Annotated in this window: 12 protein-coding genes and 1 pseudogene; 11 read left to right on the top strand and 2 right to left on the bottom strand. The window is 70.6% G+C overall.

The features are described 5' to 3' along the window. The first annotated feature begins 73 nt into the window (after positions 1-73). The 6 genes from ACRB68_RS39075 (at position 74) to thiO (ending at position 6,253) form a co-directional block, all read left to right on the top strand. On the top strand, positions 74-343 hold the full coding sequence (locus tag ACRB68_RS39075) for a hypothetical protein (RefSeq protein WP_153541922.1): 270 nt from the start codon (positions 74-76) through the stop codon (positions 341-343). Between the two features lie 68 nt (positions 344-411). Next, positions 412-696, top strand: a complete 285-nt coding sequence (locus tag ACRB68_RS39070; protein ID WP_207709993.1) for an acyl carrier protein — start codon at positions 412-414, stop codon at positions 694-696. Then, a complete protein-coding gene (locus ACRB68_RS39065; protein ID WP_207709992.1) occupies positions 693-2,270 on the top strand; it encodes an AMP-binding protein in 1,578 nt (525 codons plus the stop codon). Before ACRB68_RS39070 ends, ACRB68_RS39065 begins: the two co-directional genes overlap by 4 nt. A gap of 50 nt (positions 2,271-2,320) precedes the next feature. Beyond that, positions 2,321-2,896, top strand: coding sequence for an FcoT family thioesterase (locus ACRB68_RS39060; RefSeq protein ID WP_153541920.1), 576 nt, complete (start codon positions 2,321-2,323; stop codon positions 2,894-2,896). A gap of 2 nt (positions 2,897-2,898) precedes the next feature. Next, a complete protein-coding gene (locus ACRB68_RS39055) occupies positions 2,899-5,088 on the top strand; it encodes a type I polyketide synthase (RefSeq protein ID WP_153541918.1) in 2,190 nt (729 codons plus the stop codon). Between the two features lie 49 nt (positions 5,089-5,137). Next, positions 5,138-6,253, top strand: coding sequence for a glycine oxidase ThiO (gene thiO / locus ACRB68_RS39050; protein WP_153541916.1), 1,116 nt, complete (start codon positions 5,138-5,140; stop codon positions 6,251-6,253). Positions 6,254-6,319: 66 nt separating this feature from the next. On the opposite strand, the gene ACRB68_RS39045 is transcribed toward thiO, so the two are convergent. Beyond that, positions 6,320-6,973, bottom strand: coding sequence for an HAD-IA family hydrolase (locus ACRB68_RS39045; RefSeq protein WP_153541914.1), 654 nt, complete (start codon positions 6,971-6,973; stop codon positions 6,320-6,322). Between the two features lie 17 nt (positions 6,974-6,990). Next, on the bottom strand, positions 6,991-9,732 hold the full coding sequence (locus ACRB68_RS39040; RefSeq protein ID WP_328595320.1) for a helix-turn-helix transcriptional regulator: 2,742 nt from the start codon (positions 9,730-9,732) through the stop codon (positions 6,991-6,993). Positions 9,733-10,424: 692 nt separating this feature from the next. On the opposite strand from ACRB68_RS39040, the pseudogene ACRB68_RS39035 reads away from it, so the two are divergent. The 5 genes and pseudogenes from ACRB68_RS39035 to ACRB68_RS39015 all read left to right on the top strand — a co-directional run. Then, positions 10,425-11,139 (top strand): annotated as a pseudogene (locus ACRB68_RS39035) (transposase family protein); the annotation flags it as partial. A gap of 1,447 nt (positions 11,140-12,586) precedes the next feature. Continuing rightward, a complete protein-coding gene (locus ACRB68_RS39030; RefSeq protein ID WP_153541910.1) occupies positions 12,587-15,898 on the top strand; it encodes a DUF6603 domain-containing protein in 3,312 nt (1,103 codons plus the stop codon). After that, a complete protein-coding gene (locus ACRB68_RS39025; RefSeq protein ID WP_153541908.1) occupies positions 15,895-18,246 on the top strand; it encodes a hypothetical protein in 2,352 nt (783 codons plus the stop codon). The genes ACRB68_RS39030 and ACRB68_RS39025 overlap by 4 nt, the downstream gene beginning before the upstream one ends. 69 nt (positions 18,247-18,315) lie before the next feature. Continuing rightward, a complete protein-coding gene (locus ACRB68_RS39020) occupies positions 18,316-22,023 on the top strand; it encodes a hypothetical protein (protein ID WP_153541906.1) in 3,708 nt (1,235 codons plus the stop codon). 25 nt (positions 22,024-22,048) lie between these two features. Beyond that, positions 22,049-23,263 carry a hypothetical protein gene (locus ACRB68_RS39015; RefSeq protein WP_153541904.1) on the top strand — a complete coding sequence of 405 codons (1,215 nt, stop codon included), beginning with the start codon at positions 22,049-22,051 and terminating at the stop codon, positions 23,261-23,263. The last annotated feature ends 247 nt before the right edge of the window (positions 23,264-23,510 follow it).

Raw genomic sequence — 23,510 nt, 5'->3', positions numbered from 1 at the left:
AGGCCATTGCTCGACCTTTGACGTCTTGTCAGACTTGAGTCATGACGACGACCGGTTCAGGAAAGGCGGACGGATGCGCGTCCGGCTGAAGTCCGAGGTGGAGGTCACCCTGCTCCGCGACGGGAGTCTGCGGCTGTTCTGCGAGGTGACGGGCGCCGACTACACGGGCGAGCCGGCGGCCGCCGCCATGTGGGTCGCCCTCGTCCAGCACGACGGCGACTCCCGTCAGGCGGCCGACCTGCTCGCCGAGACCTGGGACACCGATCCCGCCTACACCCGGGCGTCCATGGAGGTGTGGATCGAGGAGCTGTGCGCCCTCAGCCTGGTCCGGCTGGAGATCTGACGGCGACCGAACCCCGCGGAGCAGGGTCGGGTAGGGGTTGTGCCGGGGCTGCGGCGCAGGTTGGCTCGATGACGATCCGCAACCATCCGCCGGACCCTGAGGACACCGAGGTAGCGATGTGGGATGAACAGTTCGAGAGCATTCTGCGCCAGCATCTGCCGTTCCTGGCGGCCGACGGCCCGCTCGAGGCCGACCTGAGCCTGCGCGACTTCGGCCTCGACTCGATGGGCACGGTCGAACTGCTGTCGAAGCTGGAGCGCGTCTACGCCGTCAAGTTCGTCGACGACGCGCTGAACGCGGAGAACTTCGCCGCCCCGGGCGCGCTGTGGGCCACCGTCCGCGAGCTACGGTGACCGCCCGCCCCTACCCGGTCGACAACTTCCGCGACTACCTGCTGGCCGCCGGGCTCACCACCCCGGACAAGGCCGCGGTCGTCGAGGTCGACGCCGAGGGCGTGCCGCGGCCGCTCAGCTACCGGGAGCTGACGGAGCGGACCGACGCCTACGCGGCGGCTCTGGACCGGCTCGACCTGGAGGTCGGCGACCGGGTCATCGTCGAGGCGCACACCAGCGGTTCGGCCATCGCCGCCCTGCTGGCCTGCGCGACGCTCGGCCTGCCCTTCATCCCGGTCAGCCCCGACACCCCCGACAAGCGCCTGCTGACGATCGTGGAACTGGCCCGTCCCGCGCTGTTCCTCGCGGCCGAGGGCGGTGTCAGGGAGGGGCTGCCGCAGGAGGTCGGCACCGGCGTCTTCGGGCCCGGCGGACTGACCGTCGAGCGGGCGCCCGCCCCCCGGGACCGGCACCGCCGGCGGCCGGTCGGCACCGACCCCGCCTACCTGATCTTCACCTCGGGTACGACCGGCCGGCCCAAGGGCGTGGTGATGAGCCATCGCGCCAACATCGCCTTCTACGACGGGCTGCACGCCCAGAACGTGGTCGACCCCGACGACCGGGTCGCGATCGCCGCGCCCTTCCACTTCGACCTGTGCCTCGGCGGCCTCGCGATGACGCTGAGCCGCGGCGCGACCGTCGTCCCGGTGCCCCGCGAACGGCTCGACTGGCCGCGCCGCTTCGCCGGCTTCCTGCGGGAGGCCGAGGTGACCCACGTCCAGGGGGTGCCGTCGATCTGGCGCATGCTGATCCGGCACGAGCCCGCGGAGCTGGCGTCGCTGGAGCTGGTGCGGCGGGTGTTCTTCACCGGCGAGGAGTTCCCGCTGGCGGAGCTGCGCGAGTTCCAGCGGCTGCTGCCGGGGCGGCGCGTCATCAACTGCTACGGGGCCACCGAGTCGATGGCGGCGTCCTTCACCGACGTCCCCGAGCCGCTCCCCGATGACCTCGAGCGGCTGTCCATCGGCCACGCCCACGCCGGCGCCGAGTGGACGATCCACGACGAGGACGGCCGGCCGATCCGCGAGGTCGGCGTCACCGGGCAGATCTATCTGCGCAGCCCCGCCCTGTTCTCGGGCTACTGGGACGACCCGGAGGCCACCGCGAACGCCCTGGTGCCCGACCCGCTCAACCCCGCGAGCGGGCAGCGGGTCCTGCGCACCGGCGACCTCGCCTACCGCGGCGCCACCGGCGAGCTCTACTTCTGCGGGCGCGCCGACTCCCAGGTGCAGGTCCGCGGCAACCGGGTCGAGCTCGGCGAGGTCGAGCGCAGGATCCAGGAGCACCCCCGGGTCGCGGCGGCCGTCGTGCTGCTGCCGCCACGGGCCGACGGCCAGGCCGAGCTGAGCGCGTTCGTGGTCATGAAGCCCGGCGAGGACCCGGTCAGCCTGGTCGAACTGCGGGCCTTCTGCCTGGAGACCCTGCCCGCCTACATGGCGCCGCGGGACCTGCGCGTGCTGTCGGATCTGCCGGTCACCGCGAACGGGAAAGCCGACCGCAAATCCCTGGCCGAACGGTTCTTCGAGGCGGTCTCTTAGGGGTCCGCTAGGGGTTAGAAGGGAGTTCTCCGCGACGTTACCGTGAGCGCATGGATTCTTCGGTGATCGCGCAGGAACGCACCACGCAATACCCGAACGACGACGAACTCCTGACACGCGTAATGACGCCGTACCGGTCGAAGAACTGCGTGTACCTGAAGGAAGCCCTGGTCACCGTCGAAGGGGAGCCCCTGGAGAACGGCAGGATCTTCGCCGGCTGCCGCTTCGAGATCCCCGAATCGTGCTACATCGACGACACGGGCCATTTCAACTCCGTGGAATTCAACATCTGCTACAACCAGATGGCCTACTACCTCATCGCCAAGTCCATCAAGGAAGGGCTCGTCCACCCTTTCTCCCAGTGGTCGATGGACGAGTTCTGGAACGCCCAGCTCGGTGACATCCTGATCACCGACTTCCGGAGCATGTTCCGCACGCAGATGCGCGGCCGGTTCTTCCGCGGCGAGATCGAGCTGGTGGAGACCGTCGCGTGGGACGGCAGCGACCTGCGCGACTCGCTGGTCGTGGTCCGCACCAAGTGCCGCTACTGGGACGACTTCGGCGGCGACTCCCGCGGCGAGGTCAGTGCCGCGATCACCAACCCTCCGCCGCTTGCCGGGAGCTGACGATGATCGGCTACGAGGAGACCGTCCTCGACCACGACACGCCCGCCTCCTGGCCGCCGGCCGGCGTCCAGGAGATCGACACCGCCGACCTCTACTCCAGGCTCGACGCCCGCGGCTTCGCCTACGGCCCGGCCTTCCGCGGCCTGCGCGCGGCGTGGCGCGGCGGCGACGACATCTACGCCGAGGTGGATCTGGCGACCGCGCAGCCCGCCACGGGACCGTCCTACGTGATGCACCCGGCGCTGTTCGACTCCGCGCTGCACGCCGCCCTCGCTCCCGTCCTCGACCGGGAGGACGGCGTGTTCCTGCCGTTCATCCTGCGCGATGTGCGGGTCCACGCGCCCGCTGCGCGATCCCTGCGGGTCCGTCTCTCCGCCACGGGCGAGGACACCCTGTCCCTGTCGGCGACCGACGAGAGCGGCGCGGCCGTCGCGTCGATCGGATCGCTCGCGCTGCACCGGGTCGACACCCGCGAACTCACCGCCACCGGGCAGAGCAGCCGGCTGCTGCGGCTGGCCTGGAAGCGGTGCCGGCTCTCCCCCGCCGGCGCCGACGGCGGCCGCTGGGCCCACCTCGGCACCGACCACCTGGGCCTCACCGGGGCACTGAAGGCCGCGGGCCGGCAGATGGGCGCCTACTCCTCCCTGCACGCGCTCGACGCCGGGCTGCGCGGCGGCGACCCGGCGCCCGACGTCTTCATCGTCTCCTGCACCGACGAGGGCGGCGAGAGCGGTGCCGGCGCCGCGGTGCGGACCGCCGTCCAGCGGGCACTGGTGCTGGTCCAGGAGATGGCCGCCGACGACCGGCTCGCCGGCTCCCGGCTGGTGGTCGTCACCCGGGGCGCCGTCGCCGCCGCCCAAGACGAGGGCTGCCCCGACCTGGCCGGCGCGGCCGTGTGGGGGCTCATCCGCAGCGCCCAGACCGAATACCCCGGACGGTTCGCGCTCATCGACGTCGACGACGAGGAGAGCTCCGAGCAGGCCGTCCTCGCCGCCGTCGCCACCGGCGAACCTCAGCTCGCGGTGCGTCGCGGCGCCCTGCTGCGGCCCCGCCTGACCCGCGGGCGGCCCGCGGCCAGGAACGCCGAACGGGCGGCCGGCCGCTGGAACCCCGACGGCACCGTCATGATCACCGGTGGGACGGGCGCTCTCGGCGCCCTCATCGCCCGGCACCTGGTGCGCCGGCGCGGCGTCCGGCACCTCCTCCTGCTCAGCCGGAAGGGCCCGGCGGCCCAGGGCGCCGCCGAACTGGTCGAGGAGCTGACCGCGCTGGGCGCCGAGGTGCGCGTCGCGGCGGGCGACGCGGCCGACCTCGCCGACCTCGGCCGGGCCGTCGCCGGCCTGCCCGCCGCGCACCCGCTGACCGCGGTGGTCCACAGCGCGGGCGTCGTCGCCGACTGCACCCTCGCCGCCCTCACGCCCCGCCGGCTGCAGCAGGTGCTCCGGCCGAAGGTCGATGCGGTGCTCGCGCTGCACGAACTGACCAAGGACCTGCCGGACTGCGATCTCGTGCTGTTCTCCTCGGTTTCCGGCCTGTTCGGCGGCGCGGGACAGGCCAACTACGCAGCGGCCAACGCCTTCCTCGACGCCATGGCGCACCGGCGCCGCGCCCTCGGTCTGCGCGCCGTCTCCCTGGCCTGGGGCCTGTGGGAGTCGGGCGACGGCATGGGCGGCGGCCTGGGCTCGGCCGACCTCCAGCGGATCTCCCGGCTGGGGCTGGCCGCGATGACGGCCGAGGAGGGCCTGGCGCTGCTCGACGCGAGCATCGCCCGGCCCGAAGCGCTGCTCGTGCCCGTCAAGCTCGACGATGCCGCGCTCCGCGAGGGCGGCCCGTCCCTGCCGGCGCTGCTGCTCGACCTGGTCCCCGACAGCGCCGCCGGACGGCGTTCCGACGCGGGCCGGGACGACGCCGAAGCGCTGCGGGAACTGCTCGCCCGGCTGCCGGACGAGGAGCGGGAGCAGGCCGTCGTGGCGTTCGTGTGCGCCCAGGCGGCGGTCGTCCTCGGCCATCAGGGCGCGGAGGCCGTCGATCCGGAGCAGGAGCTGGCGGCCGTCGGCTTCGACTCGCTGACCAACCTGGAGCTGATCAGGCGGCTCGCTTCGGCGACCGGCCTGCGGTTGCCGGCCACCCTGGCCTTCGACCATCCCACGCCCCTGCAGCTCGGGCGCCACCTGCGCCGGCTCCTGCAGTAGCACCGGGCGGAAGATCATCTTGTCGGGAACGAGCGGCCGGGGGCCGAGCATGCATGTGGTCATCGTCGGTGGCGGAGTGATCGGTCTGAGCACCGCGTGGCGCGCTCTGGAGCGCGGCCTCGAGGTGACGGTCGTCGACCCCGCGCCGGGCAGCGAAGCGTCGCACGCGTCGGCGGGGATGCTCCCGCCGGCCAACGAGCTGATCCTCGAGCAGGAGGACCTGCTGAGGCTCTGCCTGTCCTCCCGCGAGCGGTACCCCGCCTTCGTGGCCGGCCTCGAAGCGGTCTCGGGGCGGTCGGTCGGTTTCCGCCGCGACGGCGTCCTCGACGTCGCCTTCGACCAGGACGGCCTCGCCGCCCTGGAGGAGGTGCGCAAGCTCGAGGAGTCGCTCGGCATCGCCATCGAGCGGCTCGACCCCGGCGAGTGCCTCGCCCACGAGCCGGCGCTGGCGCCCACCGTCACCGGCGGGCTGCTGGCCCCCGACGACGGCGCGATCGACCCGCGGGAGATGACGCCCGCGCTGCTGGCCGCGATCGACGCCCATGGCGGCCTGCTCCTGCGGGAGCGGGCCATCGAGGTGATCATGGAGGGCGACCGGGCCGCCGGGGTGCGGCTGGCCGGCGGCGCGTCCGTGCGCGGCGACAAGATCGTGCTGGCGGCCGGCTGCTGGACGCACGGGATCGGCGGCCTGCCGCCGGGCGTCGTCCCGGAGATCCGGCCGGTCAAGGGCCAGATCCTGCGGCTGAGATCGGCGGAACCGTACCTCAGGCGGACGACCCGGGCCGTGGCCGGCGGTTCCGCCGTCTACCTCGTGCCGAGGAGCAACGGCGAACTCGTCGTCGGCGCCACCTACGAGGAGCGCGGCTACGACACGACCGTCACCGCGGGCGGCGTCTGCGAACTGCTGGACAAGGCGCGCAAGGCGCTGCCGGGGGTGGGCGCGCTCGAACTGGCCGAGGCGGGCGTCGGGCTGCGGCCCGCGGCCCCCGACGACCTGCCCGTCCTCGGCGCGACCGCTGTCCCCGGGCTGCTGCTGGTGACCGGGCACTCGCGGATCGGGGTGCAGCTCACCCCGGTGACCGCCGACCTGATGGCCGGCCTGCTCGCCGACGACCTGGTCGCCGGCCTCGCCGAGCCCTTCGCGCCGACCCGCTTCGCCGGCTGACCTCAGCGACGAAGAAAGACCTGCGGAGCCCACCTTCCGCAGGTCTTTTCCCGTCTCGGGACCGCGTCAGGCCAGGCCGAGCAGGCGCTCGATCTCCGGTACGTCGCGGCCCGGGTCGGCGAACGGCAGCGCGATCATGCCCAGCGCCTCGGCGGGCGGCAGGTGCGACCGGTTGTCGTCGGTGAACACGCAGTCCTCCGGCGCCACGCCGAGCTTGTCGAGGACCAGGCGGTAAGCCGGCTCCTCGGGCTTGCGGACGCCGACCAGATGCGAGATCACGACGACGTCGAAACGCCGGTCGAGGTCGTACCCGGCGTGGATGTCGTGGGCGCCGGGGCCCGCGCCCCAGTAGTTCGACAGCACCGCCGTGGCGACGCCCGCGGCCCGGGCGCGTCCGGCCAGGTCGAGGACGGGGGCGCTGGGACGCAGACCGGCGGTCATCCGGGCGGACAGGCCCTCGGCGGGCAGGCCGAGCCCCGCCCCGAGGACGGCGTCGAACTCCCGCTGGGAGATGCGTCCGCACTCGGCGTCCGCGACCGCCTTCCTGGCCCGCGCGTCGGTGCGCACCAACTGCTCGATGGCGTCGGGCGGGAGTCCCTCGGCTGCGCAGAAGTCGCGCAGCGTGCCGAAGAAGTCCGTGGTGAGGACGCCCGCGAAGTCGAGGATCAGTCCTCTGCGGCCGGGCACGGGAGGGTCGACGCGCATGGTGGGAGATCCCATCTGGTCGAGGGTTCGGATCAGGCGAAATTGGCGGGCAGTTCCTGGCGGTGCCGGATGTTCAGCTTGCGGTAGACCCGCGTGAGGTGCTGTTCGACCGTCGAGACGGTGATGAACAGCTTGTTGGAGATCTCCCGGTTGGTGAATCCCTGCGCGGCCAGCGCGGTCACCCGCATCTCGGCCTCCGACAGCAGCCGGGTCACCCCGTGCGGCGCGGCGGTCTCGCCGGCCGGCTCGGGCTCCTCGCCGCCCGCGGGCTTGGGCATCAGCGTGGTCTGGAGTTCCTCCGCCCCGCATTCCTTGGCCATGTACCACGCCTGGCGGATGATCAGCCGGGCCCGGCCGGCCCGGCCGTGCCGCTGATAGGTCCGGCCCAGGTCGGCGAGCGTCAGCGCGGTCTCGTACCGGTCGCCGGTGGGCTGCAGCATCTCCAGGCTCTTGCTGAGCTGCTCCAGCTGCTGGGACGGCGGCCGGGTCGCCGCCGCCGCTCGCAGCGCGATGCCGTGGGTGCGCCGCTGCCCGGTGCTGGCGAGGGCGAGATGCTCGTCGGCGATCTCACCGGCCCGTTCCCGCTGTCCGCGCACGAGCAGCGCCTCCGCCGCGCCGACCCGCCAGGGCGCCAGGACCGGCGAGTCCAGGCCCCAGGCGCGGGCCTTCTCCCCGCAGGCGAGGAAGTCGGCGAGCGCGACGTCGTGATCGCCGTTCGCGAGGTGGTAGCGGCCCCTGGCGTACAGGTAGTGCAGGCCGAACCGGGTCAGGAACAGCGACTCCGGCACCGGGCGGTTGACCAGGTCGGCGCTCGCCTTGTAGTCGCCCATCGCGGTGCGGGCCTCGACCAGCACCGCCAGCGGCATCCCGATCCCGACGCCCCACGCCTCCTCGGGCATCAGGTCGAGCGCGGTCTCCGCCAGCTCCGTCGCCCGGCCCAGACCGCCCTGGCGCAGCGCGATGAGCGCCCGGCTCGTCAGCAGCTGGGCCGTCCACATCGGGACCTCGCGGTCCGCCGCCCTGGTCAGCACCTGGTCGCACCAGCTGGCCGCGGTCTTCAGCCGGTCGGCGTAGACCAGCGTCATCACGGCCGAGACGATGCTGTCGATCGTCCGGTCGCCGATCGGGAGACTCTGCAGCACCCGCTCGGCGTCGGCGACCACGCACTCGTCGGCGCCCTTCGTCAGGGTGAGCCACAGGGCGCGGTTGGCGCCGACCCGGAGCACCGCGGTGTGCCGCGCCGCGGCGGGCTGCTGCCCGGGCGGCCGGCCCAGCGCGCCGGCCAGCCGGTCGGCGACGCCCGGATAGGTGGACGCCAGCCATAATCGGGCGATGTCCATCTCGGCGGCGAACTGCCGGTCGGTGGTCCGCTCCTCGCCGAGCAGCTTGAGGATCTCGACCGCCTCGTCGACCTGCCCGCGCATCAGCAGGCCGTGCGCCACCTTGATCCGCACCACGCCGGGCACGTTGCCCTCCTTGGCGGGGCCTGCGAGGTCCTGCAGGATCCGGGTGGACGCCTCCGGCCGGACCCGGCGCATGATCTGGGCCAGGCCCATGCTGATCAGATGCCGCTGCTTGTCGTCGGTGCAGCTCGTCCCGGCGAGGCCGAGGAACCTGGTGGCCTGCTCGACCTGGTCGGCCGCCAGGGCCTCGTCGGCGGCCGCCACGAGCAGGCGCACCGCCCAGTCGTCGCGGACCGTGCCGCACGCGAGCAGGTGGGAGGCGACCGCGGTCGTCGCCGCGCCCTCCTCCCACAGCAGCGAAGCGGCCTTGCCGTGCAGGCGGGTCCGGTCCTCGGCCGGGATCTCGTCCAGGACTCCGCCGCGGATCGTCGGATGGCGGAAGCGCGTGCCGTCCAGGAGCCGGGCGTCGGACAAGACCTTCAGGGCCGAGCGGACGTCCCGCTCGCCGAGGCCGACGAGCTGCCCCAGCAGCGCCGTCGAGCCCGCGCCGTTGAGCACGGCGATGCCGCGGGCGACCCGCAGCGAGTCGCGTCCGCTGCGGTGGACGCAGGCCAGGGAGGCGTCGCGGAAGACGTCGCCGGGGGCCGGGCGCAGGTCGCCGTCGAGGGCCGCCTGTACCGAGTGGTCGTGCAGCAGCGCCTGGACGAGCAGCGGGTTCCCGCCGCTCACGGCGTAGAACTCGCGGGAGCGCTGATCGGCCGAGCCCACGCCGAACCGGTCGACGACCAGCCGGGCGACGCCCTCCCGGGACAGCGCGGTCAGGCTGAGATGCCGGATCCCCGGCCGGCACGCGAGCTCGGCCAGCAGGGTCTGGGACTCTCCGGGATCGGTGGAGCCGCAGGCCAGGAAGACCGTGACCGGCGCCCGCCGGCAGCGCCGGATCAGATGCAGCAGGCAGCGTAGCGATTCGGGATCGGCGTACTGGGTGTCGTCGATGGAGATCGTGACCGGTGCCAGGTCGCCGATCTCCCGCAGCGTCCGGTAGGCCGCCTGCATGATCTGGGCCGGGCTGACGTCCGGGCGGGACATCGTGGCCCGTTCCAGCAGATCCAGGAGGCCGGCGCCGTTCTCCGTGTGCTCCACACTGTGGAAGAGCTGCTCGAGCACCGTGTAGGGGAATTCGGACTCAGCCCTCGATCCGACGGCGCCGAGGATCGTGTGCCCCCGTTGCGCCGCCCTTTCCGCGACCGCCTCCAGCAGCGCCGTCTTGCCCATTCCGACGCCGCCGCTGATGATGACGGTCGCCCCCAGTCCCTCCGTGCATTCCTTGAAGAGCGGTTCGATCCGCTCCATGAGCTCATCGCGTTCCACTAACAACCGAGAGTCACCCCAACCTCACCGCCCGCCAGAAGCACAGATCGCCGGGCCGTTCTTTCGGTCGTGAAACAGCCTCCGCGCACGCCACAACTGCCGCCGCACCGCTTCAGCCGATTGACTTCACGCCGTTACTGCGAATTCTTGTGGCCACAAATTAACCTAATGGCCATCCTCAAGAGAACCCCGAAGAGCCCCCGATTACTACGAATATGTTACATAAAACTCGCGATCGCCGGACGCGCCGCGAGTCATATCCACGCGCACAGTTTACACAGGTCATCCCGGCCATCAACGGGGGCCGACTCCACCGTCCAGCCCGGGATTCGCCCTTAGTTCAGGCCCTGAACTGCAAGAATGCCGAAGGCGGGCGATCCGCCGCGCACCGCCTCCGACCTGGCCTCATTAGGTCAGTCGGCTCCGGAAATAAATCCGGACCGCCCGCCGAGCCGTTTTACCGGCAAGTCAAATCCGGGCCGCCACCGGCGCATGACGACACGAAATGGAAGTCCCAGGCCCGGGAGACCTCCGTTCCCAAGGCCGACCCGGCGCCTCCGCCGCACACAGTGCGGAATTTCCAGTAGCAGTGGTGGGGCGGCGACGAGCGGCGTGAGAGCCATTGGCAGCAGAAGAGCCCCTGGCAGAACGGGCGATCTCTCACAACCCACCGCTCGAACCAGAGGCTCCGCATGCTTTTCTACCGCGCTTCGCTGCCGTTGCCGCGTCAGACCTTGACCTATGTGGCTGGTGCGGTCCGCCGCGACCGCGCCAGCCGAGGCAGCCGCCGGCACCAGGCACTGCCACCGGGGCAACAGCCTTGATGGCGCTGGTGTACCTGCGCAAGGGCGGGACTTTCGCTGCCCTGGCCTGCGGGTTCGCCGTCTCGACCGCCACCGCCTGGCGCTATGTGCACCGCACCGTGGACCTGCCGGCCGCCCGCGCGCCCGATCTCGGCACCGCACTGCGCCGCGCGGCCCGCGGCCGGCTGCTGTATGCGGTGTCGGACGGCACCCTGGTGCCGATCGGCTGTTCTACTCGGGAAAACACCACAAGCACGGCGCGAACCTGCAAGTGCCGGCCGCTCTCGACGGGCGGCTGCTGTGGGTGCCGGGATGCCTGCCCGGCAGTGTGCACGACCTGACCGCCGCCCGGATCCGGGGTCTGCCCCGCCACCTGCGCGCCGCCGGGCTGCTGGTACTGGCGGACAAGGGCTATCAGGGCATGGGCGAGGCCAAAGTGCCCTACAGGGGCCGGGGCAAGCCCGGGTCACAAAAAGACGCCAACCGTTCCCATGCCCGGCTGCGCGGCCCGGGTGAGCGGGCCAACACCCGACTGAAGTCCTGGCACGTCCTGGACAAGCTGCGCTGCTGCCCCCACCGCGCCGGGCGCCTGGCCAAAGCCATCCTGAAAAGGCTCATTGCAAAGGATCCTCAGAGCCTCGACGCTTTTTTCACAGAGGCCGAGCTCGCCAAGGGCTCGGACCACCACCCCGACACCGCTATCGACCAGGCCATGGACCTCTTCACCGACTTGGAGACGGTCGAAATGCGCGCCCGCCGCATCGCCGAGCACCTCACCCTTCATCATTGCCGGTCAGGCACGGTCACCCAGCCGTCGCCGACGCCTTCTGCACGACCCGGCTCGGCGGTGACTGGGGCATCGCTTACGGCCCCCTGCCGCCCGGCCTGGGCCTCGCCCCGATCATCGAACGCGCCGTCCCGAAGAATTCTTAACCGACCAAAGAAATGCAATTAACCGCTCTAGACCTCATCACAAAAAAGTTCTCAGGCGGACACACTCTCACCCAACAGCGAAGATCATCCGTTAGTGACCTCGTTAGCAGCAGGCCGTCTGGACACATCACTGGCGCCTCGTGGTGCCCAGTGCGACGGCATGGCGTACTTCGCTGTCCCGCTGGCGGCCGACCGACACGACATCGGGGCCGCATCGAAGGCAACACCAGATCAAGTTCACATCGACCAAGTTGTATTCACATGATGCGCTTGAGGCCAGCTGGACCATGCCGAACATGTACGACGCGTCACCAGTTCACCCCACGGACGTGGGGAGCACAACGTCACCGACGCCGAGCGCATCGCTCGCCGCAGACCACCCCCACGTGCGGAGAGGACGACGCCCAGCTGGAATGCGGCCTCCACGTGGCCGGCTCACCTCCGCGTGCGCGGGGCAGGTACCGGCATCCCTGGCGCGTCAGCGGCGTGGAGTGGTGGTACTTCAGGGAGCGCTCGTCCCCGAACTCGCGGATCGTCGCGGACGGAGTCTTCGGCAAGCGCAGCGTTCAGCCCCGGTCTGCCGGAACGGCGGTCGGTCTAGGCATCGCCACCTTTTGGAATGCATAGATTTATCAATTGCATGCGTGTTGCGGTAGCGGGGCATGGCGATCCCCGACCGAGACAGGGCGATGCGGAAGGTTGCGGGTCATGCCGCTAGCGGGGCTGCGCGGGGGCTCCAGGGATCCCGTGGGTCTGTACCGCGGACGGCGCGGGGAACAGCGCCGAGATCCACGAGACGCCGCACCGGATCTCCCTGACACCGCAGGCCGGCAAGACCCCTTTCCCCGATGAAGCAAATAAGGCGACCTTCGCGATCGATGCGCTCAAGACGAGGATCGATCGCCGTCATGGACGGGTCTTTCATGCGATCCGTCCAGCAAGCAACCCCTATCTGATCTGCGCGTTCGCGCCGAGTGAGTCCGATCCCGATTGACGCAGGCATTGCGGCCTGAAATGCGGGCGCATCTTGCGCGCACGCAGTCTCCACCCGAACCATCCAGGTGAACGACCATAGGATTTCCGTGACACAGACATTGACCCGGCCATCGACAATGACCATGGGAAGTCTGCAGGCCTGGCTGAAGCAGCTCAGCGCGCCGGACGGGCTGGAGATCCCCGGTGGGCTTCCTCCCGAACTGGGGGCCGTTCAGGCCGCCATCGATCTGAGCGTCATCAAGGACTGGTTCGCCGAGCTCGCCAGGACGACGACGCTCATCGGAATATCGGTGAACGCCACTAAGTTGGCGGAGTTGTCGCTGCGTGGCACGGTCACCGGCACGAAGCTGGAGCTGACCGTCCGGTTCGTCGCCGGAAGCGACAAGCCCAAGGCCGACGACCCGGTCGCCGGTGTCGTGGTGAGCCTGTCGCTGGCCGGGAAGGACAAGTTCGCGCTCCTGGCGGACGTCCTGAAGACGGTGAACCTCGACTTCGAGGTACGGGTGGTGGACGGCGCGACGCGGCGCCGCTTGTCCATTTCCACGAAGTTCCAGATCTCCAGCGACAAGACGCTGACGGCCACCGCCGAACTGGACGCCAAAGGCGCCGCCAAGAAGGAGGACTCCAAGGCCACCCCCAAGGGAGACTCCAAGGGCACCGCCAAGCTGGACACCAAGGCCACCGCCAAGAGCTTCGAGTTCACCGTGGCGGCGTCCAAGCCGATCTCGGTGGCCGACGCGCTGTACGCGCTCGGCTTCACTGAGGCTCAGTCGCTGACGTTCCTTCCGTCGTTCACCGGCATCGCACTGCGCTACGACGTCCCGGAGACGGGCCGGCACCGCATCGTCGTCCATCCGACCGGGACGGAGAAAGAGACGGTGGCGTGGGCCGCCGCGGTACTGCCCAAGGAGGGCGGGGAGAAGAGCCGGCCCGTCGTGGCCTCGGCGATGGTGCCGTTCGGCTCCAAGACGCGGCTGTCCGATCTGGATCTGCTGCGCGGGCAGGTCCCCGCCGACAGCGATCTCCAGATCGGCCTCCAGGCCGTCTACGCCTCCCAGGACCTGAAGGTGAAGCGGATCAAGGCGCTGAACGGCGCCTTGGGCGAGTCGGCGGCGCCGCTGCCGGAGGCCGCGGACCTGGCGGCCGGGACCACTTTGACCGCGTGGGTGACGATCGGCGACAAGACCCACAAGATGCCGGTGCGCGAGCCCGCTTCCGGGCGGTCCCGGCGGAGCGGTGACGGGAAGCAGGCCGGTGACGGGAAGCAGGACGAGTCCGGCGGTGACCCGCAGGCGGTGCAGAAGGTCGAGCGGGCGCTGGGGACGCTGCATCTGCGGCAGGTCGAGGTCCGGCTGGTCCCCGCGGGCGACGGCCGGGCGGCGAGGCTCCTCGTGGGCCTGGACGCGGGGTTCGTCGCGGCCGGCTTCGAACTGCAGGCGACCGGCCTCGGCATGGAGATCGAGCTGACCGAGGACCCCGCCGTCCGGGTGGTCCTGCGCGGGCTCGGCGTGACGTACGCGCGGGACCCGCTGCACGTGGTGGGCACGCTCGCGGCCCGTCCCCCCGACCGCGGGTACGAGTTCGCCTACGACGGGCTGATCATGGTCAAGGCCGCCACATGGGGGCTCATGGCCGTGGGGTCCTACGCCCGCGTCAAGAAGACGGACCAGCACCCCGCCTACACCTCGCTGTTCGTCTTCGGCGCGTCGGAGGGGAAGATCGGCGGGCCGCCGCCCGTGGTCTTCACCGGGCTGGCCTTGGGTTTCGGTTACAACAGCAGGCTCGCTCTGCCCGCGGCCGACAAGGTGGCCCGGTTCCCGTTCGTGCGGGCCCTGGGCAACATGAAGGAGCTGACCGGGACCGAACCGGACAAGCCGATCAGCCCCACCAAGGTGCTGGAGAAGGTCACCGGCGGCGCCGACGCCGTCGTGTCACCGGCCAACGGTGTGCTGTGGCTGGCGGCCGGTGTGCGGGCCTCGGTCGCCGAGACGGTGGACCTGGCGGGACTGCTGATCGTCCAGTTCAGCGACCGGGACTTCCTGGTGGCGCTGCTCGGGACGATGTCGGCGGACTTCCCGGCGCGTTCGGCCGGGTCCGAGAAGGCGCCCAGCGTCGCCCACATCGAGCTGGGGTTCCGGGCGCTGTACGAGCACGCCGAGCGGCGGTTCTCACTGACGGCGGCGCTCGGCGACAACTCCTGGATCTTCCACAAGGACTGCAAGCTGTCCGGCGGCGCCGCCCTGTGCGTGTGGTTCCCCGGCAGCGTCCACGAGGGCGACTTCGTGGCCACGGTCGGCGGCTACCATCCCGCCTTCACGAAACCCGACCATTATCCGGCGGTGCCGCGGCTGGGGCTGAGCTGGTCGGCGAGTTCCGAGGTCGCCGTCAAGGGCGAACTGTACGTCGCCGTCACTCCCGAGGCGGGCATGGTCGGCGGGCGGCTGGAGGTCGGCTACGACGCCGGGGGGCTGCGCGCCTGGCTGGTGGCCTACTTCAACGTCATCGTGTGGTGGGCGCCCCTGTACTTCCACGCCGACATCGGCATCACCATCGGCGCGTCCTACACCCTGGACTGCGGGCTGTTCAGTGTGACCGTCCGGGTGGAGATCGGGGCCACGTTGCAGGTGTGGGGCCCGCCCGCCGGTGGGCGCGCCCGCCTGAAGGCGGGCCCGTTCTCGGTGACCATCGGCTTCGGGGCCGAGGAGGACCGGCGCTCGCAGCAGCTGGCGTGGAAGGAGTTCCGGAGCAGGCAGCTGCCCGCGGCACCGGTGACCCTGTCGGTGCTCGACGGCCTGCTCACCGATCCGGCCATGGTCAAGAAGGCGGTGCCGGGGAGCTGGATCGTGTCCACCGACGGGTTCGCGTTCACGACCCGCACCGCGATCCCCGCCACGCAGGTCGGCTACAACTCCGCGCGGCAGGCGCTCGAGGACGAGCCGAAGGTCGGCGGAGTCAGGCGCCACCGCAAGAAGCAGCTCGACGTGCGGCCCATGCGCTACACCGGGAGACCGTCGAAGGGCTCCGCCCACACCGTGTCGGTCGTGAAGGACACGCGCGGCGGATACCAGGACGCCGAGCGGTACGCCGACGCCGACGACTGGATCGCCGTCCCCCAGTACTCGGCGGTCCCCAATGCGCTGTGGGGCACGGTGACGGACGCGCCGCCGCGCCCCGAGGACGTCGCGGCGTGCCCCACCGAGGTGTACGCGACCGGCCTCCAGGTGCGGATGCCGGCGCCGCAGCTGGTCGGCGCCAAGGTCGACACGTCCGTGGAGGTGATCCGGGAGCGGCCGTGGACGGGACCGGTCAACCCGCTCCGGCACGCCGCGTCCCAATGCCCTGCGCCGCGCCCCCCGAGGCTCCCCCGCGAGACCGCGTTCAACGAGATGAGCAAGGCGCTCACCGGACTGGGGCTGCTGGAGGTCCTGACATGACCACGCGTCCTCTGACGTTCGCCGACAACCAAACGCCGTCCGTTGGCCGGGGCACCTACACCATCACCGTCACGCAGAAGCTGCCGGACGACCTGCCGCTCGGCGGCGAGGCGCCGCCGGCGCCCGTCACCCAGCAGATCGAGGTGACGGGCCTGCGCCTGCACATAGGAGAGCAGGAGGTCCACGGCGCCTACCCGCCGCCCGGCTCCAGCGGCCCGCTGCACACCGTGCTGCCGCACATCGCCTTCGAACGGCGCGTACTGCCCTGGGAGAACCGGCTGGACTGGAAGGCCGGCCAGGAGGAGAACCGGAAACGCCCCTGGCTGGCGCTCCTGCTGTTCACCCGTGGCGAGCTCGTCGACGACCCGGAGGCGGCCGGCCTGACCACCGCGGGCACGGCAGGGGAACTACTGGTCGACGCCGCGGATGTGACGGTGCCGGTGTTCGCCCCGGAGCTCACCGCCGACGAGAGGGCCCAACCGGTTCGCACCATTCGCCTCACCAAGCAGACCTTCGCCCAGATCGCCCCGCGCGCGGGCGAGGTCGCGCACCTGGCGCACGTCCGCAGCGCTCTGCCCGAGGGCACAGGGGACGACGCGGCCAGGCGGGCGGCCGAGTACTCGTTCATAACGGCCAACCGCGTCCCGTCCAGGACGACCGGCCCCTACGTGGCGCACCTGGTCTCGCTCGAAGGGCACACCGAACGCTTCGCCGACCCGGGCACGCTCACCCGTGACATCCGGCTCCTGTCCCTGTACTCGTGGACCTTCACCTCCGAGCCGGACGGGCATGCGAGTTTCTCGGGACTACGTGAGCAGCTGCTCCGGTCGGCGATGCCGACCGGACGCACGGACAATTCGAGGTGCCTGCTGCTGCGCCTGCCGCAACCGGAGACCACCGACACCGGCAACTACACCCAACACATCCGATACCGGCTGGACAACGGCTTCGTCCCGGTCGCCCACGACAGCGAGAAGCCGGCGGACTTCGCCTGGTACCGAGGGCCGCTGGTGCCCTACAAGGTGACCGGCCCGTCCCCCACCGACGCCAAGTACGGCGTCGACGACCTCGGCTACCAGGCCGCGCACGCCCTGGGCCGGGGGCTCGTCCTGACCGACCAGAACATCGCCGCCGCGCTGGCCTCCTACCTCGACCGTGCGCACGCCCGCCTCGCGAACGCCTGCAGCATCATCGCGCCCCGGATCCCTGCGGCGGCGCCGGCAGGGGCGGCCGATGGGGGCGCTGAGAACCTGCGGCAGGCGGTCGTCTCGCTGCTCGAACAGGCCGGCGACACCTGGCACGCGGCGTTCCGGAGCGTGGTCGTGGACGGTGAGCCCGCCCACTACCACGTCGCCGACCTGGCCGCGGACGCCCCGGCCGCCGACGGTCCGGCCGGAGCCGGATCCGAAGCCGACCTGGTCGCGACGCTCCGCGAGGGCGACCTCGGCTCGGTTGCGGCACCGGCCATGACAGAGCTGATGAGCGCGTTCCTCGCCGCTGACGATTCGGTCCTGGGCGGCCTCGCCGCGCAGGCCGTGGCGTCGGCCGGCCCGGGCGACACCGAGGCCGCCGAGAGCACCGACCCGGACGAACCGACGATCGTCCAGTGGCTGGACCGGCTGCGCCGCCTGGAACAGGTGCCGTTCGACCACCTCGTGCCGCACCCGGAGATGCTGCCGGAAGAGAGCATCCGCGTCTTCCGGGTCGACGCCGCATGGCTGGACCACCTGATGGACGGTGCCTTCGCCGTGGCCGAGCGTTCGAGCATCGATCGCAAGGCGCTGGAGAAGCTGCGCGACAGCTACCTGGAGAGGCCCGGCAGCCCTCCCCGGTCCGGGATTCTGATCCGCTCGCAGCTGGTGTCGGCGTACCCGGAGACGCGGGTGAGCGTCTCCGCCGAGCAGGCCGACGGCGCCGCTCCGGCCGCCGGGGAGGTGCTGCGGTGCGACCGGGTCGCCCCCGATGTCCTGCTGTGCCTGTTCGACGGCCTGCCCAGCAGGATCGCCCTGCACGAGCCGATGCAGGGCCTGCACATCGGCATCCAGAAGGCCGACGGCGACGAGGACGACTGGGTCGGCCTGCGCACCCTGGTGGACAGCGGCAAGCTCAAAGCCGGCCAGGCACTGCCGTCCACCGCGCGGGTCAAGGTCCCCTACCGCTCGGCCGGAGGCGCCGGCGCCACCGTCCTCAACATCAACGACGGCGCCTCAGGCCTGGCGACGGCGATCGCCAAGGAGCTCGGCGCCGGCCACAAGCCCGCTGGCACCGCACGGCTCAGCCCGAGCCAGCTCGCCCTGCAGATGGTCCAGTCACCGGAAACGGCGACCCTGACCGTCTTCCCCGGCTGACCGCCGTCCCGATTCCCATCGACGCACCGGCCCGGAGACCGTCCGGGACGTGCCTGCGAGGAGCGCCCTGTGAGCAACCCGGAAGCCGTCATCGTGCCCGTCCGCGTCACGGCACTGATGGTCAACGACGCCGTCCGCAACCAGGACTGGCGCCGCTGGCGCCCCGACTTCACCACGCCGGGACACCTCGGCCCGGAGCCGGATCCGCTGAGCCGGCCGGTGAGCCGCCCCGACACGGGCGTGCTGGTGCACTGGGAACTGCCGGCCGCCTTGCGCAACGGCACTCTGCAATCTGACGGAATGACGACCTACGCGGCGGTCCCCACCCGGTGGCTCGTGGTGCGCTACGGCGGCAAGTCCCACACCGATGAGCGTTCCGCCGCCGGATGGCTGGTCCACAGCGATTGCCTGAGCGACCGCGAAGCCGCTGACAACTCCCCCTATGCCATCCCGGCGTCCGACACCGACCCGACACCGGTTCCCAAGCGCATCGGACGCGTCCGGCCGCTGGACGGCGACCTGGCCGAGCCCGCCGGGGTCCGGCCCGGCCCGCTCACCGCGGTCGGCCCCGGCCTGCCGACCTTCGCGACCTACCAGCCCTACAACCTGGGCGCCTTCTCGATGCACGACCCCCTCACGGGGCTCACCGGCGACACACTGGACCTCAGCTACCTGGTCATGGGCTGGTACGGCACCGACGCAGACGATCCGTTCGCCGACATCACCGCCAACCCACCCACCAGATTCCAGGAGAAGATCACCGAGCGGCTCGAGCGCCTCGGCTGGGACTGCCCGGTGCCGGCGGCGCCGGTCCGCACCGTCTGCGCCGGCGCCGCCGTCGGCGTCCGCTGGGAGAAGACCGGCGTGCCGGGGCCGAACCGCGACGAGGCACCCGCCACCGTGGACGACCCGAAGAAGCGCCCCGTCACATACGGCGTCGCCGAATCGTCGGTGGACGGGATCAGCGCGCTGGCCCTCGCCCACGACATCGGCTTCTGGAAGGACCCGAACCGGCTCCGGCGGCTTCAGGCCCTCCAGTACGGACTGCTGCATCAGCTCGACACCCGGGACGGCATGGCGGTCGTACAACAGCGCACGCGCGAGGCACGGTTCGAGCCGGTGGCGGGCGGCTTCACCTGGGACCTCACCACCCCGCGCTCGGCCAAGGGCAAGGAGTCGCAGCCGGTCCGGCCGCTGCCCGAGCCGGAGCGGACATGGCTGGCGGACACCAACGAGGCCCAGCGGGCCCACGACGCCGCCGCTCGGCGACTCACCCGCCGCCAGGAACGGCTCTACGAACTGTGGTGGTACGCCGAGCGGCTCGAAGCGATGATCCCGTCCGCCAAACCGAAGGTGGTCAAGGACCGGCTGAAAAAGCTGAAGCAGAAGGTCGATACGGACCTGACCTCCCTCACCGGCAAGGTCAAGGCCGAGCGTTCCGCGCTGACGCAGGCCCCGGCGCTGCTGCAGGCCGTGACGCCCGAAGACCTGGACACCGCGATCGACGCCGAGGTCAAGCGGCTCACCGAGCTGTGGAAGCGCGCCCCGGAGGGGCGGCCGACCCGGGCCCCTCGGCCGGTATTCCACAACGCCCGCGAGCCGGTCGTCCTCATCAAGGGAGCCAAGGCGACCCGGCTGCTCGACGACCCTGCGGTCATCCCGTGCCGGCTGTCGGAGCAGACGGTGACCAAGGCCGGTAGGAACGCCGCAGTCACCACCGTGCGGCCTCCGGGCTGGGCGGCGTTGAAGAAGAAGATCCCCGCCAAAATCCCCACCGGCCTGCCCGAGAATCTGCTGACCGAATTCGCCGTGCTCGACCGGCACCGCGCCCCGGCCACCGTCATCTTCGGTGACCAGGCAACACCCGTCGCCTGGTCCGCCCCTGACCGGCGGGCCCTCGCCGCCCGCCGTGCGACCGCGCCGTGGAAACAGCCGTGGACTCCACTGCTGCTGGTGTGGGAGGCGGACTACTTCGCCGTCCCCTACCACCACTATCAGGACGTCGAGAAGTCCACCCCGCGCCGGAACTGGGAGTTCGGAGAGGACTTCTACCAGTGGCGCGGCGAAGGCGACGCGGCCGAGAACGAAGCCGTCCCGCGCAGCGTCTCGGGTTCCATCCTGTTGTCGGCGCACGCTGTGCACAACATCGCCGAACGCCTCCAACGCGTCGACGCCGAGGCTCCTGGACAGAGCCAGGAGTTCCTCGACGCGGTGGGCGACCTCGCCGGTCACCTCGCCGATGGCAGCAGCGGCACCGACCTGATCTCGCAAGCCCTGGGCGGCTTCACCGCACAGCTCACCGGCCGCGAATCCAAGGTCCGCCCACGCCCGAAGGCCACCGTCGCCGACATCCTCGACGGACACCACACCTTCGCGCCGAGAGCCCTGTCCGCCGCCACCAAGAGACCGGCGGACCCCGCCCCGGACGAGAACTGGGTCGCCGCCCCCTACTACGAGCCCTACCGAGCAGGCCAGTTCCGATTCCGCCGCCTGTTCCTGGTCGACCGCTTCGGCCGCGGATACGAGATCGTCCACACGGCCGACCGGCCCGATCAGCGCCCGGCGCCCGCCAGGGCCGCGACGGTCGTCCCCGATGCCAAGGACCCGCGCAAGCCGGGTGACGCCGACGCGCTCGTCCACATCGGGCAGCAGAGATCCTGGGCGCGGCACCTGTTCCAACTCCGGCCGCGGCTCCCGCAGCCCGCCCGGCTCGGCTTCGACTTCATCTCCCGGCTGGACGACGCGCAGGTCGCGTTCAGTGCCGACGCCGGCGACCAGATCAGCGCCTGGATCGTTCCCAACTACTTCGACGGGGCCCTGCTGTGCATGGCGCCCGACGGCCTCCTGCTGGGGGAACTGCGCTCCGCGCAGAGCACCCTCGTCTTCGAGCGATATCACCCGGACGCCCCCACCCTCGGGCAGAACAGCGCCGAACACCCCAACCTCGCTCGTTTCCTCAACGGTCTCGACGCCAGGGACGACCGGGTGGCGTCCCTGACGGACCTGATCGCCACGGTCGAGACGGCACGGCTGGCCATCGTCCCGGACCGTCCGTCGTCGTCACATCCCACGCTGCGGATGCTCGGCCACCCGCTCGCGCTGATGCGCGCCCGGCTCGAACTGGAGGGCGATGCCGAACCGATCGTCCCGATCCTGCCCAGCCGGCTGGCGGCCGACCCTCCCGCCGCCGACTACCAGGAATACGCCTGGCCGATCCTGCTCGGCTCGAACGCCTCGTTCGAGGACGGCCTCATCGGCTACTTCGACCAGAACGACCACACCAGACTCCACGCCGTGGCTCCTCCGCACAACTCACGGGAGGGCTACGTGGCCGGACGGGACAAGGGGGCCGGCCTGGCCCTGAGGTTGGGCGAGTCGCGCCTGGTCACACTGCTCGCCGACCCATGGGCAGGCGTCCAGGCCGAAACCCATATCCTGCCGACCGGTTTCCTGCGCCCCGATGTCGACTACATCGCCCATGCTCTCGCGCAGATGGACGCCGTCTTCCACATCGGCCCGGCCCTGGGACGCCTCCAAGGCGTCACCGTCGAACGCGGTGACGGCACCGAGACCGTCACACAGGCCTTCAGCCTTCCGCTACCGGTGGTGGAGAGCGGCGAGTGGACCTGGAGGCGGCCCGACGGGACCACGATCGCCGTCACCGCCACCGACACCACCGCTCGCATCACGCCCGAAGCCCGCGCGCACCTGCGCACCGGGCTGCTGCATCTCGCCAACGGCATGACCCGGCACCGCGACTCGACCACTCGCCCGTAACCCGATCACTCACCAGGAGCCCAGCATGACCAGCACCATCGCACCGCCCGACACCGGCACCGAAGAGCTCGACTTCCCGTTTCGTTCCAGCATCAGCACCCACCCCGCGCCGATGACGGTCTCCATGAACTCCAACACGCCGACAAAGGCGTCCTTGGACCTTCTGATTTCCAATGACGGCTTTTCCGAGATCGAGATCGAATCCCTGACGATCACGTTCACCGTCGCCGACGACAACTGGGGTGAGGACGCCTCCGGCATCCTCACCCCGGTATGGAACAAGGTCAGCCGGCCAAAGCCCGAACTGCCCCCCGGCTGGACCGAGGACACCAGCAGCCCGGAACCGGGCCGGTTCACCTTCAAACCGAAGAACAAGAAGGCCCAGCCGGATGACGCGCTGCGCCTGCACCTCGACGACATCCATGTCAGTGCCATCAAGGGCATCACCGACGTCGTCATCTCCATCGAGACTCCCGGCGGTCGACCAGAATTCAAGGAAGCCACTCATTCGATCGGAAAGTTTCCCGTCGGTTTCGAGCTGAAGAACTTCCGCGCCGATGACCCGATCGTGGAAAATGGTCAGTCGACAAAAATCAACTGGACGGTCGGCGGCGACCGCGACGTCCATTATCAATTTTTCGTGAACGGCGTCGAGAGGAAAAACAGAAGCGGCAGAATCGAACCACCCTTCAACACCGGTCCCCTGCATGCCACAACGATCTACAAGATCATCGCCAAGCAGCAGGTCGGCAACGACTGGCTTCCCTACTCCGACTCGGCCGTCGTCCACGTCCACGGCGGTGAGATCACCGCCGCCAACGCACTCATCGCCGACCTGCGGCCCGCGCTCCTCGCGACTCTGACGACCGGAGAGCATCGAAGTTCCAATGGTCGGAGATTTACTCCCAACCAACAGTACAGGGGCAAATTCAGAGGACCCGGCGACGGTCTCATCGTGGGCGTTTTGAAAATATCAGGCGAAGGTAACGCGAAAGCGGAAGTCACGGCGCTGCTGGCATGCGAGGGGTTTCCCGCTACCGAGGTAAAGGCGTCGATCGGCGACAGCGGCTATTCCAAGCAGCACATCATCATGCCGCTTCCCGGCGGGGAGCTTTGTAGAGTAAGAGTCATACCAAAATCGCACAACAACCTGAGTGCCACGGTTCAGTTCGCGCTCCACTGGGTCTCTCTGTCCGGTGACACCCGGGCCCCGGATGTTGTGTATCCTGTGTACGATTGACCGGGTTGCTTCTTTGACAACACGGCAGCCGAGCAAGGATGCAAGCACCGAAAGTCCTGGACCACCGTACCGAGGGCTCACCTTCTGAGGTGCAAGGAGCCGATGGACGAATCCGGTCCTGCGGGCCCGGTGCACCGCCCCGATAGCGCCACCGGCCTCTGCTCCGCAGGGACCGTCCGGAGTCGATGAAGGGCTTGAACGCCCCGAGCCGTTGCGGTCCTCCGCTCCCGGAGAGTTTCCTCGATCC

The sequence above is a fragment of the Actinomadura macrotermitis genome (assembly GCF_009604375.1).
GTDB lineage: Bacteria > Actinomycetota > Actinomycetes > Streptosporangiales > Streptosporangiaceae > Spirillospora > Spirillospora macrotermitis.
This window is presented reverse-complemented; position numbering and strand designations above follow the sequence as displayed.